The sequence below is a fragment of the Yersinia intermedia genome, assembly GCF_900635455.1.
Classification (GTDB): domain Bacteria; phylum Pseudomonadota; class Gammaproteobacteria; order Enterobacterales; family Enterobacteriaceae; genus Yersinia; species Yersinia intermedia.
The window spans coordinates 3,694,693-3,709,511 of sequence record NZ_LR134116.1 but is presented as its reverse complement, the minus strand read 5'-3'; the positions used below and the strand labels follow the sequence as shown (position 1 = coordinate 3,709,511).

Below are 14,819 nucleotides of genomic sequence, written 5' to 3'. Positions count from 1 at the left end.
GCATGATATTCAACTACACCCTCAGTGATGCGCAGCGTTGGGCTGCGTTTTCCGGTGATTACAACCCGATCCATTTTGATCTGCAACATGCACAACGGTTCGGCCAACAGGCACTTACCGTCCACGGGATGCGTGCGATGTTAGATATCAAATATCAGCTCAGTGCTGGGTTATTACCCTGCTTGCCTGCAACGGATTTTCTGCGTTTTAACACCCGTTTACGTCAGCCGGTTCTGTGCAATACCCCCTACGCCCTGCAACTTGAGCAAGGGGCAGGGCAAGCCAGTGGCAATCTGGTGGATATTGCCACTGGAGAAAACTGTTTTAACAGCAAATTGCGCAGCGCACCGGCGTTGGTATGGGCAGAAAGCGAGCATTGGTCGGTCCTCTCGGCGGATAACCTTTATCAGTTAAGCCAACAGTATCCAGGGGATGCCACGCAACCTGCTGAATGCTGGGGGTTTTTCGATGCATTGCTATTTAAATTATTGGTCGCCGCCCCACAAACACTGGCCACCGCCAGGCAGGTGTTACCGGGCATTCAGGCGAGTACCTTGATTGATGTCTTTAAGCATGTGCCTGTCATCCAGACTCACCATGATGTGCATTTCAGTACTGAGTTTATGGGCATCAATAACCCGAATTTATTTGTCCGTGGCGCATTGCGCTACAGCATCGAGCCAACACTTATCGTCGGTAATGCCGATGAGGGTTGGGTATTGCGCGCCGCTATTCAGGCTCGCTTAGATGCCGGGGCATTAATTACCACCGCTGTAACATTAAAAACGCGGTCATTAACCGCGCACTAAATAAGGATAAAACCATGGAAAAGTTTCAACACGTCTATGACACCGTTTGTGAAATGTTGTCTGACGCCAAAGATCTGGACATGTCAGCGTTGTCACCGGATATGCCGCTGCATCAGCTAAAACTCGACAGCCTCGATTATGTCGAACTGATGGTGCTGGCAAAGCGCGAATTCGGGGCGACGCTGAATGCGGAAATGTTTATGGAAAATCCAGATATGACTTTAGGCGAGCTTTGCCAAAAGTTAGCAGAACAGAAGAAATAATATTATGAGTAGGCAATGGGTATTAATTACCGGTGGCAGCCGTGGTATTGGCCGTGCTTTGGTTGAAGAACTGGCCAAAGAGTGGAATGTGGTCTTTACCTGGCGCAGTGGTGAGCAACAGAGTCACGATGTGATAGAAAGCTGTGCGGGGTTGCCCGGCGGGGTAACTCACTATCGTTGTGATGGTAGCGACGAAGCGGATGTTGACCACCTCGCGCCACAACTGCTGGCGAAGTATGGTGCGCCCGGCGCGGTAATCCATAATGCAGGTATGACCGGTGATGGTCTGCATATTCAGCAAAATGGTGATAACTGGCGCAATGTGATGAACACCAATTTGAACGCCATTTTCTACTGGAATAAGCACCTATTGCCACCGATGATCATGCAGGGCGAGGGCGCAGTGTTGCTAATGTCGTCGGTAACCGCTATTAAAGGCAATGTTGGGCAGAGTGCATACGGTGCCAGTAAAGCCGCAATGATTGGCCTTGGTCGCTCATTGGCACTGGAGATGGGGCGCTTTGGTATTCGGGTTAATTGCCTGCTGCCGGGGATAATCGACAGCGATATGACGCGTGCGATGCCTGCCGATGCCTTAAAAGGCTTACGCAAACAGATACCACTGCGGCGTTTAGGTGATGCGCAAGAAGTCGCCCGTGTCAGTGCTTTTATGATAGGCAATGACAGCCGCTATATGACTGGGCAAACACTGGTATTGGACGGTGGATTGACGGCCTAATTCAGGTAGCCTGCTCAAATGCACTTGGCCTTAGCCATCCTGAATTACGCAGGGATGGCGGGCAACCCCCCGCTTTTCTTAGCTTTGTTATCAACGTGTTTATCGAATAATCAGGGAGGAGACCTCCCCCTCCCTTTACTGCTTGGCTATTTATAGCGAGGACATCAAATAATAACCGGTATTGCGGGGAGTCATCCTCGTCATTGACGCGGAATATATCCCTCCACCGGCCTTTTCCTCCTGTCACCGTGATGCTGCTCACAATAATTTGTGCAGTTGCCTAAAAAAACACGCCTTTATTGCCAATTTTGCAGCCAATCTCCTAATGACTAATGAAGGCTTATCTTCAATACTGGTAAGGTGAAATGACATTCCATTTAAATAGATCTGGTGTTTTACTATTTAAGGTGAGTTAAATCATTATAAAAAATATGGGTTTACTGCGTTAACAGACCAGAAACTCAATGAATTCTAAAGGCAGGTAATCAGGTGAAAATAATATCAGTAGATGTAACCGTTTTTTCTTATCCGACCCGGCGTGTTTCTGATACCGCAGGGCACTCGCATCCAGGCGCAGAGTCCTTAGCCAAAATGGCGATGCTGACGCTGACCACTGACGAAGGTGATTGCGGTTATGCATTTGCACCACCGGAAGTGATTCGCCCGCACATCATCAATAGCTTCTTTAAAAAAGTTCTGATTGGGCAAAACCCGTTTGACCGCGAACGGTTATGGAATGATTTGGTGCATTGGCAGCGCGGCAGTGCCAATCAGTTAACCGACCGGGCGCTGGCTATTGCCGAGCAGGCCATTTGGGATTTGTTGGGGCGCAAATTGGGTCAGCCGGTCTATAAACTGCTGGGCGGATATCGCGACAAAGTATTGGCTTACGGTAGCACCATGTGTGGTGATGAGTTAGCGGGTGGATTGTCGACCCCGGATGAGTATGCGCGCTTTGCCGAGCAACTGGTCGCCCGTGGCTATAAGGGTATTAAGCTGCATACCTGGATGCCGCCAGTCTCTTTTGCGCCAAGTCCGCAGATGGATGTTCGTGCTTGTGCGGCGGTACGTGAAGCCGTCGGCCCGGATATTGCTCTGATGTTGGATGGCTACCATTGGTACAGCCGCAGTGACGCCCTCTATATTGGTCGCGAACTGCAAAAACTTAATTTCAGTTGGTTTGAAGAGCCGATGGAAGAGCAGAGCATGGCCTCTTACTGCTGGCTGCGGGAAAACCTGCAAATTGACATTATCGGACCTGAAAGCCTGGCCGGTAAATACTTTAGCCGTGCTGATTGGGTGAAGGCCGGTGCCTGCGATATTTTACGCGCTGGTGTCCAAGGCGTGGGCGGTATTACGCCTTGCCTGAAAGTGGCTCATCTGGCGGAATCGTTCGGCATGGATTGTGAAATCCACGGTAATGGCGCGCCGAATCTGGCGGTCGTGGGTGCAATCCGTAACTGTCGCTGGTATGAACGTGGGTTGCTGCATCCATTCCTGGATTATGACGAGCCTGCTGCGTATCTCAATAGCATCATTGACCCGATGGACAGTGATGGCTATGTCTCTCTGCCGACCCGCTCCGGTTTGGGAGAGGATATCAATTTTGACTATATCGCAGCTAACACGTTGAGCGCTGAATGATGCTTAACCGCGCCATTATCGCTATAAGCCGTTATCTCAATAAATGTTGTCTCGACCTATAAAAACAAGCCTTCAGATCTAGCCTTTTCTTACCGGAGATGGTCCATGAACGCGATAATAATAGTAAGAACACTCCTCCTTACCCTACTGATCACACTGACGTCGACCGGCGTCAGTGTAGCTAAAACCCCCGATGACCAACTGATTGTTGGTATGAATATGAATAACCTGCTGTCGCTCGATCCGGCAGCCATGACCGGCAATGATGCTGTCGCTATCATTGTTAACCTGTACGACTCTTTGGTGGAACTGGATCCACACACTCCCAGTAAGGTGCTGCCCGGTGCTGCCACCGAGTGGAAAATCAGTGATGACGGTAAGTTGATCACCTTTACGTTGCGTGATGGCATGAAGTTTCACTCCGGCAATCCCGTGACGGCGGCAGATTTTGCCTGGTCGATGAACCGCTTGATGCATCTGAATTTGGCACAGGCCACCACCTGGAAATCCTACGGTTTTACCGCCGATAACGTGGAGCAACTGATCCGCGCCAAAGATCCACTGACGGTCGAAGTTGAGTTACCGAAACCCACCGATCCCAAGCTGGTGATCTATTCATTGGGTACTTTAGGCAGTGGGTCGATCCTTGATCGCGCCACCGTCATGCAGCATGAGAAAAACGGTGACTGGGGTAATGGTTGGCTGACCACCAATGAAGCGGGTTCTGGCCCATTCAAACTGGATGTTTGGCAGGCAAAAGATGTGTTACGTATCAGTCGGGTAGATAATTACTGGCAAGGTGACGCCAAAATGAAGCGGGTGATATTCCGCCACATGACTGAGTCACAGGCGCTGCGCTTAATGATTGAAAAGGGCGATATCGATATCGCCAGCGGGATGTCGGTACCGGATATCAATGCGCTGAAAAGTAATCCGCAAATCCAGGTCGATGAAGTCCAGCGCGGTACTATTTATTATGTCGCGATGAGCCTGAAAGAGCCGCACTTCGCCAACCCAAAAGTACGGGAAGCGGTGCGCTACCTGGTTGATTATGATGGTATTAATAAAACTATTATGCCGGGGTATGGCATCTTCCATCAGCGGCCAATCCAGAAGGGTATGGATGTCACGCTACCGGATCCCGGCTACAAGTTGGATGTGGCGAAAGCTAAAGCATTGTTAGCGGAAGCTGGCTACCCAGACGGTTTCACCACCACCCTGCGGGTATTGTCTGATCCGCCGTTTATTAATGTTGCTACTTCGGTTCAATCGACACTGGCACAGGCAGGGATTCAGGCCAAAATTCTGACGGGCACCGGTAATCAAGTATATGGCGCAATGCGTGATCGTCAGTTCGATATGCTGGTGGGCCGTGGTGGTGGCGGTGTTGATCCGCATCCGCATTCCAGCCTGCGTTCCATTGCTTATAACCCCGATAACAGCGATGCCGCCAAACTGACCAACTTCCAGGGCTGGCGCACTTCATTCTATGATCAACAACTCAACTCGCTGATCGACAACGCGTTAATCGAAAAAGATCCGGCTAAACAGAAGCAGATGTACATTGAAGTTCAGCAGCGTTATGACGCGCTGTTCCCAGCCATTTTGCCAATTTCCCAAATGGTTGATTCGGTCGTCGTGCGTAAAGACGTGATGGATTATGTGCCACATCCGTCGACCACAACCCGCCTGTTACAGGTGTATAAGCAGCGTTAAGCCGCTGTATGTTGGGGGAGATAGCATGAATGTTTCAGATTGGATAGCTCCGCACGGGATCGTGCGGCGTTTATCGAAGCGCTTTTTGCAAGTGGCCGTGACCTTATTCGGTTTATTGATTCTTACTTTTATTATTGGTCGAGTGATGCCGATTGATCCGGTACTGGCGATTGTGGGTCAGGATGCGGATCAAAGTACCTATCAGCAGGTCTACCTGCAATTGGGGCTGGATAAACCGCTATGGTCACAGTTCTTTATCTATTTTAACTCACTGATCCACGGTGATTTGGGCAATGCCTTACTCACTGGTCGCCCGGTAGTAGATGACATTATCCGAGTCTTCCCAGCCACCATTGAGCTGGCAACCATGGCGATTCTGGTCGGGGCTGGTCTCGGTATCCCGTTGGGGGTTATGGCGGCAGCACGTCGCGGCAAGTTTGCCGACTATGTGGTGCGGTTTATTAGTCTGGCGGGCTACTCAACTCCGATTTTCTGGGTGGGCATGATGGGCCTGTTGGTGTTCTACGCCTGGCTAAACTGGGTGGGTGGCGCGGGGCGGGTAGATATGGCCTACGACGGTTTAGTTGATCGCCGCACCGGCTTATTGTTGATTGATTCGGCGCTGGCGGGGGAGTGGGAGGTGTTTCGCAGCGCGGTAAACCATCTGGTGCTGCCCGCCACTATTCTCGGTTTCCACTCGCTGGCCTATATCAGCCGTATGACCCGCAGTTTTATGCTGGCGCAGTTGTCACAGGAATACATTATTACCGCCAAAGTGAAAGGATTGTCGGAGTTTCAGGTGCTGTGGGGCCATGCATTCCGCAATATTCTGGTGCAATTGCTGACTGTGGTGGCACTGGCCTACGGCTCATTACTGGAAGGTGCAGTCTTAATCGAAACCGTCTTTTCATGGCCCGGTTTTGGCTCTTATCTGACGGGCAGTCTGTTATTGGGTGACATGAATGCGGTGATGGGCTGTGTATTACTGGTGGGCTTGATCTTTGTTTCACTGAATTTACTGTCTGACATGCTGTATCAGATCTTCGACCCGAGGACGAATCAATGATGCTTTCCTCTGAACCCGATAATGTCGTAGCGCGCCCTGAGATGAAACCTCAGGGATGGAAGCGCGGGCTACGGCGGGTAGTTAATTTCTTCCGTTTGTTAATGGGTAACCCGCTGACGGCTATTGGTGTCGCTATCATCGGTTTGCTGTTAGTGGTGGCATTCTTGGCTCCGTGGCTGGCGACCCATGATCCATTGGCGCAAGATCTCAATAACTCACTACAGGCACCCGGTAGCCAACACTGGTTTGGCACCGATGAGTTTGGCCGTGATCAGTATAGCCGGTTGATTTATGGTGCCCGTACCACGCTGTATATCGTGGCGCTAGTGTCAGTGACTGTTGGGCCAATCGGCCTGTTACTGGGGGTGGTAGCGGGTTACTTCGGCGGTAAAGTCGACAGTATCCTGATGCGTATTACCGATATTTTCATCTCATTCCCGAGCCTGGTGCTGGCGCTGGCTTTTGTCGCTGCATTAGGCCCCGGTTTGGAGCATGTGGTTATTGCTATTACCCTGACGGCATGGCCGCCGATTGCCCGTCTGGCAAGGGCGGAAACCCTCTCTTTGCGCAATGCAGACTTTGTTTCTGCGGTGAAATTACAGGGCGCATCACCGCTGCGGATCTTGCTGCGTCACATTGTGCCGCTGTGCCTGCCGTCGGTAATCATCCGTATCACCATGAATATGGCCGGTATCATTCTGACTGCCGCTGGTCTGGGCTTTCTCGGCTTGGGCGCTCAGCCACCGGACCCTGAGTGGGGAGCGATGATCTCCAGTGGCCGCCGTTACATGATGGAGTGCTGGTGGCTGGTGACAATTCCTGGTTTGGCGATTCTGCTGAACAGCCTGGCATTTAACTTCCTAGGAGATGGCCTACGTGACATTCTTGACCCCAGAACAGAATAAATCAGTGCCTTTGCTGGAAGTGGATGACCTGCGGGTTAGCTTCGTCAATGGCAAACAGGTGACCGATGCGGTGCGCGGTGTTTCGTTTTCCCTTGGTAAGGAGAAACTGGCGATTGTCGGTGAGTCCGGCTCGGGTAAATCTACGGTTGGGCGGGCGCTGCTCAAGCTGCATCCGGCCAGTGCACAGATCCACGCCAATAGGTTGCGCTTTGCCGAAGTGGATTTGCTGAAAGCCAGCGAAGCCCATATGCGTGAAGTGCGCGGTAAGCGTATGTCGATGATTATGCAGGATCCAAAATATTCGCTCAATCCGGTGGTGTGCGTGGGTGATCAGGTGGCAGAGGCCTATCTGGCGCACCATAAAGTCTCGCGGCAGGAAGCGCGCGAGCGCGTATTGGCGATGTTTGATGTGGTGCGTATCCGCCAGCCACAAAGGGTGTATCACCTTTATCCACACGAGGTATCCGGCGGGCAGGGGCAGCGCATCATGATAGCGATGATGCTGATAACCGGGCCGGAAATGGTGATTGCTGATGAGCCAACGTCGGCACTGGATGTCTCGGTGCGCTTGCAGGTATTGGCGATGCTGGATGATTTGGTGCAAGAGCGTGGCTTGGGGCTGATCTTTATTAGTCATGATATCAATCTGGTGCGCAGTTTCTGCGATCGGGTGCTGGTGATGTATGCCGGGCGGGTCGTGGAGTCGATCGCGGCCTGTGATCTTGATCAGGCGCAACATCCCTATACCCGTGGTTTGCTAAATGCATTACCAGATATTGGTAACCGCCGTGAACGCTTGCCGGTTATGGTGCGTGATCCGGCCTGGATGAATGGTTAAGGAGCCTGTTATGTCTGCAAATGCGATGATTGAAATCAATAACCTTAATCTTATTTTTGGTGAAGGCAGCCAGCAGAATCAGGTGCTGTTTGATGTTAATTTGACGGTGAATAATGGTGAGATTTTTGGCTTGGTTGGGGAGTCCGGTTCGGGTAAAACCACCGTGCTGAAATGCCTGGCGGGGCTGTTTAACCATTGGAGCGGTCAGCTAACCTTAAATCAGATCCCTTTGGCACACCGCATTGAGCGTGATCGCTGCCGCCATGTTCAGATGGTGTTTCAAGATCCCTATGGCTCGCTGCATCCGCGCCATACCATCGAGTATATTTTGTCGGAGCCACTGATTATCCATAGCATTGGTGATCGCGACCAACGGATCGACACTATTTTGGATAAAGTGGGCCTCAACCGGCAGTTTCGCCAGCGCTATCCCCACCAGCTATCGGGTGGGCAGCGCCAGCGCGTCGCCATTGCGCGGGCGTTGATTCTTGAGCCGCGCGTATTGCTGCTGGATGAACCAACCTCCGCTCTGGATGTGTCAGTGCAGGCTGAGATCCTCAATCTACTGGCTGAGTTGCAACAGCGGGAGAAGCTAACCTATCTGATGGTGACTCATGATCTGGGGGTTATTGCTCACCTTTGTCATCGGGTTGCGGTGATGCAACATGGCCGGATTCTGGAAACACTGAACACTGAGGATTTGACCACTGATTGCGAAAAAACCGCTTATACCCATATGCTGGTAGATGCCAGCCGCCACTATAGCCGTGATTTGGCGCAAAAAGCTGCCGAGATGTCGTAATCGCGTCAGGTGCTTCTGCGAGGGAGCGCCTGCGCCTCAGGACTCATCAGCCATCTTCTTAAGCCACTGAATAAAGGCGTTAATCTTCGGCCATTGCCGGTCGGATAATGTTGAAATGTAATAGCGTTGTTCACATCTGACTTCCATGTCGGGGAACGGCATAATCAACTCTTGGTTTTCCAACCGTTTGTTGACCAGCTTTTTACGGCCCATCGCCACCCCAACATGATTTATGGCGGCGATAATCGCCAAATCGGAGCGATCAAACCCCATGCTGCGCTGGGTGGGATCAAGATCAAAACCGATTTGCTGGCTCCAGCTATTCCACTCACTACGATCGGAGTCATAGCTCCAGGCTTGCCGATCGTGCAGCAAGGTGCACTGCCGCAGATTGATCAGATTGCCGTGTAACTGATGTTTGTCCGCATATTCCGGGCTGCATACGGGGACCATCGATTCATCCATCAAGTGTTGATATGACAGTTTCTCCGGCGTTTTATCATCGAAATAAATCGCTAAATCAATACCGCCGCCCTGAAAGTTAACATTCTCATTGCCGGTCAGAATATTCAGGCTAATGGCCGGATAGCGATGGGCAAAGTCCGCCAATTTTGGTACCAGCCAACATTGGGCGATGGATGGCCGGGAATAGACGGTTAATGTACCGGACAACTCCTGATTTTTTATCTCCAAAATTTCCTGATTCAAGTACTCCAGCGACGATTTAAGTACCCAAAAGACGCGTTCCCCCTCGCTGGTGAGTTCCACTTTACGATGAAAACGCTGGAACAGTTTGAACCCCAACTCCTCTTCCAAACTATTGATCCGGTGGCTAACAGCACTGGGGCTGATGGATAACTCATCAGCCGCCAGCGCAAATGAGCTGTGCCGCGCGGCAATTTCAAAGGTATAGAGTTTGGACAGCTGATAACCATTAAGCAGCTTATTACGGGTGATATAGCTTTTTTCCGGGTACATGGCGGCGGCTCAGACAATCATTTTTGACTCAATAGCATACCGTATTTATTGCTGGCGCAGATATTTAGGGTTATCTAATGTGATGCAAACCTGAATAAATCATAAAACTTTGACTGATATTACCTATTTGGGTCAATCTAGCTCATCTGAAGCTGGATTTTCATCATTTGTCAGCCCCGGCTAATTCTTATTCAATAGTGATAGAACTTATTATTAGATGAGGTTGGCTATGGACTCACAAATATGGGTAGTGGGTACGTTATTATCAAGTATCATTATTATCATCTTCACCATTGTAAAACTGAAAATACATCCTTTTCTGGCGCTATTATTAGCCAGTTTTTATGTCGGGCTATTAATGGGCATGAATCCCATTGAGATGGTTAATTCCATTGAAAGTGGGATTGGCGGGACGCTGGGCTTTTTAGCCGCAGTGATCGGGCTGGGCACCATTTTAGGCAAAATGATGGAGATATCGGGTGCGGCAGAGCGCATCGGTATCACCTTACAACGTTGCCGCTGGCTATCACCTGATGTCACGATGGTGTTAGTTGGGTTGATCTGTGGCATTACGCTATTTGTTGAAGTGGGTGTGGTGTTATTGATTCCACTGGCTTTTTCCATCGCAAGAAAGACCAATACCTCGCTATTAAAACTGGCAATCCCGTTGTGTACGGCGCTAATGGCCGTTCACTGTGTGGTGCCACCGCATCCGGCAGCCATGTATGTCACCAATGCCTTAGGGGCTGACATTGGCACTGTGATTGTCTACGGGCTGGTGGTTGGGCTGTCAGCATCATTAATTGGTGGGCCGTTATTCTTACGGTTAGTGGGTAATCGACTGCCCTTTAAAGCGGTACCGCAAGCGTTCTCTGAAATTAAAGTGCGCAACGAAGATGAATTGCCCTCTTTGGGGGCAACTCTATTTACCGTATTACTGCCCATTATTCTGATGTTGGCGAAAACCGCCGCAGAACTGAATATGGAAAAAGGCACTCCGTTATATTCAGTATTATCGTTTATCGGTAACCCCATTACCGCCATGTTTATTGCCGCGTTTGTGGCCTACTACATGCTGGGCATCCGCCAAAATATGGGTATGAGTGCGCTGCTGGCTAAAACCGAAGATGGTTTCTCCTCGATTGCTAATATCCTGTTGATTATCGGTGCCGGTGGGGCTTTTAACGGCATATTAAAAGCCAGTGGTTTGGCAGATACGCTGGCAGTGATTTTATCCAATCTGGATATGCACCCGATTCTACTGGCCTGGTTGGTGGCCTTGATTCTGCATGCGGCGGTTGGCTCGGCTACGGTAGCAATGATGGGGGCGACGGCGATAGTGGCACCGATATTACCGATGTATCCCAATGTCAGCCCAGAAATTATCACCTTGGCGATTGGCTCCGGTGCCATTGGTTTCACCATCGTCACTGACTCGCTATTCTGGTTGGTAAAGCAATACTGCGGTGCCACCCTTAATGAGACATTTAAATATTACACCACCGCGACTTTCATCGCCTCGGTGATCGCATTAGGTACGACCTTCCTACTTTCTTACATCATATGACCGAAAAGAGACATGCTATGAAACACACTGAAATTGATAAATTAATTACCGACTTTCCTTTGGTCAAAAAGCTTATCAATTTAGAGGAGGTCACTTGGTTTAACCCGTTATCAACCACATTGGCAGAGGGATTGCCATATGTTGGATTAACGCAGTGGGATGTGGCGGATGCCGAGGCACGGCTGCAACGCTTTGCGCCCTATCTGTGTCAGGCATTCCCTGAAACACAAAAGACCCACGGTATTATTGAATCTGATATCGTGGCGATTCCCACCATGAAAGAGACGTTGCAACAGCGATACGGCGTTGAAATTAGCGGTCGACTGCTATTAAAAAAAGATAGCCACCTGCCGATTTCTGGTTCGATTAAAGCGCGTGGCGGCATTTATGAAGTGTTAACCCATGCTGAAAAGTTGGCGCTACAGGCTGGGTTATTGGCCGAAACCGATGATTACAGCAAACTGTTCTCAGATGATTTCCGCCAATTTTTCAGCCAGTACAGCATCGCGGTGGGGTCTACCGGTAATCTGGGGATGTCGATTGGCATCATGAGTGCCAAGCTGGGGTTCAGTGTCAGTGTACATATGTCTGCCGATGCGCGTGAATGGAAAAAATGCAAACTGCGTGAACACGGCGTAAATGTAGTTGAGTATGCACAGGACTATGGCGTGGCGGTGGCACAAGGGCGCAAAGAGGCAGAATCTGATCCGAATTGCTTCTTTATCGACGATGAGAACTCGCCAACACTCTTTTTGGGCTACTCGGTGGCAGGCAGCCGGCTGAAAAAACAGTTTGCCGAGCAGCAGATTGTGGTTGATGAAAACCATCCGCTGTTCGTTTATCTGCCTTGTGGTGTGGGTGGTGGCCCTGGCGGGGTTGCTTTCGGCCTGAAGCTAGCGTTTGGTGACCATGTGCATTGCATTTTTGCCGAACCGAGTCATTCGCCGTGCATGTTATTAGGTGTCTATACTGGCCTGCATGATGGTATCTCCGTACAGGATATTGGTATCGATAACATCACCGCCGCAGATGGTTTGGCGGTAGGGCGGGCATCAGGGTTTGTTGGCCGCGCTATGGAGCATTTACTGGATGGTTTTTATACCTTAAGTGATGCTGAGATGTACGATCTGCTCGGGTTGCTAAATCGTGATGAAGGTATTCAGTTGGAGCCTTCGGCACTGGCTGGAATGCCAGGTGCGGCGCGGGTAAGTCAGTGTTCTGACTATTTAAGCAATAACCACTTTAGTGCTGAGAAAATGCAGAATGCGACCCATCTGGTTTGGGCCACCGGCGGTGGGATGGTACCTGCCGAAGAGATGAAAAAGTATCTCGCGGCGGCGAATATTTGACCTTGTTGGCCGCATTATGAAGTTAAACAAACGGGGCACAGTATTGCCTCGTTTGTTTTTACTGAAAAATATACCGATAACGTGCCGTCAGTTCCGGTTTATTGCCATTTAGTCTCAGCCCCGCGAGTTGTGTGGCTGACTTTTTTTGTGTCTATATTGTTCATAGAGGAATTTAAATAACTCCTTGCGCTATAGTGGAGTAAACAAATAAAGGGATGTTGTAATGGACAATATGGCACTGGCTGCCAATCGCGTAGCCACTCAAAAGTCACCTCGCGGGATCGTGCTCGCGGGCGGCGCGCTCGGCGTGGTTTTCGGTGATATCGGTACCAGTCCTCTCTACACACTGAAAACCGTCCTGTTGCTGTCAGGAAATAACCCGACACCTGCGGTGATAATGGGTTTGTTATCACTGATTATCTGGACCCTGATTCTGGTTACCTCAGTAAAGTATGCCGTTTTCGCCATGCGTATTGATAACAATGGTGAAGGGGGCATTATGGCCTTAATGTCGCTGTTGGTACGTAAGGGGAAGGGGAACAAGTGGGTTATTTTTTCTGCCTTACTCGGTGCGGCATTAATTTACGGTGATGGTGCCATTACGCCAGCGATATCTGTGCTCTCAGCCCTTGAAGGTCTAAAAATTGTTCTTCCAGACGCTCAGCCCTATATTTTGCCTGCGACAGTAATTATTTTGGTTGCGTTATTTGCTCTTCAGCCTTTTGGTACCGCGAAAATAGGCAAAGTTTTTGGCCCAATCATGGCACTGTGGTTTTTCGCTATTGCGGGGCTGGGAATATGGGGGATAGTTCAACACCCAGCAGTGTTGCTGGCTATTAATCCATACTATGGCATCAAGTTCTTGTTCTCCAATGGCCTTGCCAGCTTTCTGGTATTAGGCGGTATTTTTCTGTGTGTCACCGGGGCGGAAGCCTTATATGCGGACATGGGGCATTTTGGTAAAAAACCTATCTGGATGGCGTGGTTCGGTTTGGTTTTTCCCAGTCTGTTACTTAATTATGCCGGTCAGTCGGCGCTGATTTTAGCCGGTGCTGATATTTCACATAATATTTTCTTCCGTTTGTGCCCGCCGGTAATGCAACTTCCGTTGGTGATTCTGGCAACACTCGCGACCATTATTGCCAGTCAGGCGATTATTACCGGCGCGTTTTCCATGACCCGCCAGGCGATTCAATTAGGGTGGCTACCTCGTTTGCGGATTAAGCAGACAGCAGCAGAGAGCTACGGGCAAATTTATATTGGCACGATCAATTGGCTATTAATGATAGTGACTATATTTCTGGCTGTATTCTTTAAATCCTCTGAAAACCTGGCCGCAGCTTACGGTATTGCAGTGTCGTTAACGATGTTGATGACGTCTGGTTTGTTATTTGTCGCTATGCGCAAGATATGGCGTTGGAATTTAGCAACCAGCATGTTAGTGGCGGGGGGATTTCTGATTATCGATACCAGCTTTTTAATCTCTAATCTCATCAAAGTGTTGGATGGCGGTTATATCCCGCTGCTGCTGGCGGCTGTGGTCTGTACTGTGATGTTGGTATGGCACCGAGGGGTTAAAGCAACCTCACTCGCTATCAGCGAGAAAGTGGTGGGAAGCGATGAATTCTTTACTAAAATTCGCGATAAAAATATCCCTCGAGTATCGGGTTCTGCGGTGTTTTTGACCCGCACTCAGAATGATATTCCCCCAGTCATGCGCTGGCATGTGGCCCGTAATCGCGCCCTACAACAGAAAGTGTTATCACTGACGATCACTATTTTGAATGTTCCACGGGCGGATGCGGCAGAACGGCTGGTGATGACCGAGCAAGCGCCAGATTATTGGCGCGGAACGGCACAATACGGTTTTATGGAGCGGCCGCATATACCAGCATTATTACAACGTATTGCCGATATGGATTGTCAGTTTGAGCTGGATGATGTGACCTATTATTTAGGCCATGAAACCATTGTGGGCCGTGAAGATGGCAGGGGATTACCGGCATGGCAACGGAGCAGCTTTGCTTTTATGGTCAGAAATTGCACTCATGTGACTGATTACTATCATTTACCCAGCGATCAAGTGGTAGAGATTAGCCGGCGGGTTGCTATCTAGCCAATTAAAGGCCGCCAGCGTAAAATT

13 protein-coding genes are annotated in these 14,819 nt (G+C 50.0%); 12 read left to right on the top strand and 1 reads right to left on the bottom strand.

Features of this window, described 5'->3' with window-relative positions:
* Positions 1-2 precede the first annotated feature (2 nt).
* The 9 genes from EL015_RS17035 (at position 3) to EL015_RS16995 (ending at position 8,782) form a co-directional block, all read left to right on the top strand.
* Positions 3-809: a hotdog family protein gene (locus EL015_RS17035; RefSeq protein WP_005181828.1), complete on the top strand. Its 807-nt coding sequence runs from the start codon at positions 3-5 to the stop codon at positions 807-809.
* Between the two features lie 14 nt (positions 810-823).
* The gene (locus tag EL015_RS17030; RefSeq protein WP_005181830.1) at positions 824-1,072 is read left to right on the top strand and encodes an acyl carrier protein; all 249 of its coding nucleotides are present in this window, start codon (positions 824-826) and stop codon (positions 1,070-1,072) included.
* A gap of 4 nt (positions 1,073-1,076) precedes the next feature.
* Positions 1,077-1,811 carry an SDR family NAD(P)-dependent oxidoreductase gene (locus tag EL015_RS17025; protein ID WP_005181833.1) on the top strand — a complete coding sequence of 245 codons (735 nt, stop codon included), beginning with the start codon at positions 1,077-1,079 and terminating at the stop codon, positions 1,809-1,811.
* Between the two features lie 489 nt (positions 1,812-2,300).
* The gene (locus EL015_RS17020) at positions 2,301-3,455 is read left to right on the top strand and encodes a mandelate racemase family protein (RefSeq protein ID WP_005181837.1); all 1,155 of its coding nucleotides are present in this window, start codon (positions 2,301-2,303) and stop codon (positions 3,453-3,455) included.
* 105 nt (positions 3,456-3,560) lie between these two features.
* The gene (locus tag EL015_RS17015) at positions 3,561-5,171 is read left to right on the top strand and encodes an ABC transporter substrate-binding protein (RefSeq protein ID WP_032905511.1); all 1,611 of its coding nucleotides are present in this window, start codon (positions 3,561-3,563) and stop codon (positions 5,169-5,171) included.
* Positions 5,172-5,196: 25 nt separating this feature from the next.
* Complete coding sequence (locus tag EL015_RS17010) at positions 5,197-6,237, top strand: ABC transporter permease (protein WP_032905513.1); 1,041 nt, start codon at positions 5,197-5,199, stop codon at positions 6,235-6,237.
* Between the two features lie 41 nt (positions 6,238-6,278).
* Positions 6,279-7,142, top strand: a complete 864-nt coding sequence (locus EL015_RS17005) for an ABC transporter permease (protein WP_072088690.1) — start codon at positions 6,279-6,281, stop codon at positions 7,140-7,142.
* The gene (locus EL015_RS17000) at positions 7,105-7,980 is read left to right on the top strand and encodes an ABC transporter ATP-binding protein (RefSeq protein ID WP_080547890.1); all 876 of its coding nucleotides are present in this window, start codon (positions 7,105-7,107) and stop codon (positions 7,978-7,980) included. The genes EL015_RS17005 and EL015_RS17000 overlap by 38 nt, the downstream gene beginning before the upstream one ends.
* 25 nt (positions 7,981-8,005) lie before the next feature.
* Positions 8,006-8,782, top strand: coding sequence for an ABC transporter ATP-binding protein (locus tag EL015_RS16995; protein WP_032905568.1), 777 nt, complete (start codon positions 8,006-8,008; stop codon positions 8,780-8,782).
* Positions 8,783-8,818: 36 nt separating this feature from the next.
* Here the strand turns inward: EL015_RS16995 and dsdC are convergent, their stop codons facing one another.
* A complete protein-coding gene (gene dsdC, locus EL015_RS16990) occupies positions 8,819-9,760 on the bottom strand; it encodes a DNA-binding transcriptional regulator DsdC (RefSeq protein ID WP_005181851.1) in 942 nt (313 codons plus the stop codon).
* A gap of 229 nt (positions 9,761-9,989) precedes the next feature.
* Between dsdC and dsdX the strand changes: the two genes are divergently transcribed.
* From dsdX to EL015_RS16975, 3 genes are all read left to right on the top strand, one after another.
* On the top strand, positions 9,990-11,327 hold the full coding sequence (gene dsdX / locus EL015_RS16985; RefSeq protein ID WP_005181856.1) for a D-serine transporter DsdX: 1,338 nt from the start codon (positions 9,990-9,992) through the stop codon (positions 11,325-11,327).
* A 17-nt stretch (positions 11,328-11,344) separates the two neighbouring features.
* Positions 11,345-12,676 carry a D-serine ammonia-lyase gene (locus EL015_RS16980; RefSeq protein ID WP_005181859.1) on the top strand — a complete coding sequence of 444 codons (1,332 nt, stop codon included), beginning with the start codon at positions 11,345-11,347 and terminating at the stop codon, positions 12,674-12,676.
* Between the two features lie 232 nt (positions 12,677-12,908).
* Positions 12,909-14,792, top strand: a complete 1,884-nt coding sequence (locus EL015_RS16975) for a potassium transporter Kup (protein WP_126286829.1) — start codon at positions 12,909-12,911, stop codon at positions 14,790-14,792.
* Positions 14,793-14,819 lie beyond the last annotated feature (27 nt).

What these genes read in the sequence shown, in the direction of transcription:
- EL015_RS17035 (WP_005181828.1), top strand. Translation starts at nt 3, where the DNA reads ATGATATTCAACTACACCCTCAGTGATGCGCAGCGTTGGGCTGCGTTT.
- EL015_RS17030 (WP_005181830.1), top strand. Translation starts at nt 824, where the DNA reads ATGGAAAAGTTTCAACACGTCTATGACACCGTTTGTGAAATGTTGTCT.
- EL015_RS17025 (WP_005181833.1), top strand. Translation starts at nt 1,077, where the DNA reads ATGAGTAGGCAATGGGTATTAATTACCGGTGGCAGCCGTGGTATTGGC.
- EL015_RS17015 (WP_032905511.1), top strand. Translation starts at nt 3,561, where the DNA reads ATGAACGCGATAATAATAGTAAGAACACTCCTCCTTACCCTACTGATC.
- EL015_RS17010 (WP_032905513.1), top strand. Translation starts at nt 5,197, where the DNA reads ATGAATGTTTCAGATTGGATAGCTCCGCACGGGATCGTGCGGCGTTTA.
- EL015_RS17005 (WP_072088690.1), top strand. Translation starts at nt 6,279, where the DNA reads ATGAAACCTCAGGGATGGAAGCGCGGGCTACGGCGGGTAGTTAATTTC.
- EL015_RS17000 (WP_080547890.1), top strand. Translation starts at nt 7,105, where the DNA reads ATGGCCTACGTGACATTCTTGACCCCAGAACAGAATAAATCAGTGCCT.
- EL015_RS16995 (WP_032905568.1), top strand. Translation starts at nt 8,006, where the DNA reads ATGATTGAAATCAATAACCTTAATCTTATTTTTGGTGAAGGCAGCCAG.
- dsdC (WP_005181851.1), bottom strand. Translation starts at nt 9,760, where the DNA reads ATGTACCCGGAAAAAAGCTATATCACCCGTAATAAGCTGCTTAATGGT.
- dsdX (WP_005181856.1), top strand. Translation starts at nt 9,990, where the DNA reads ATGGACTCACAAATATGGGTAGTGGGTACGTTATTATCAAGTATCATT.
- EL015_RS16980 (WP_005181859.1), top strand. Translation starts at nt 11,345, where the DNA reads ATGAAACACACTGAAATTGATAAATTAATTACCGACTTTCCTTTGGTC.
- EL015_RS16975 (WP_126286829.1), top strand. Translation starts at nt 12,909, where the DNA reads ATGGCACTGGCTGCCAATCGCGTAGCCACTCAAAAGTCACCTCGCGGG.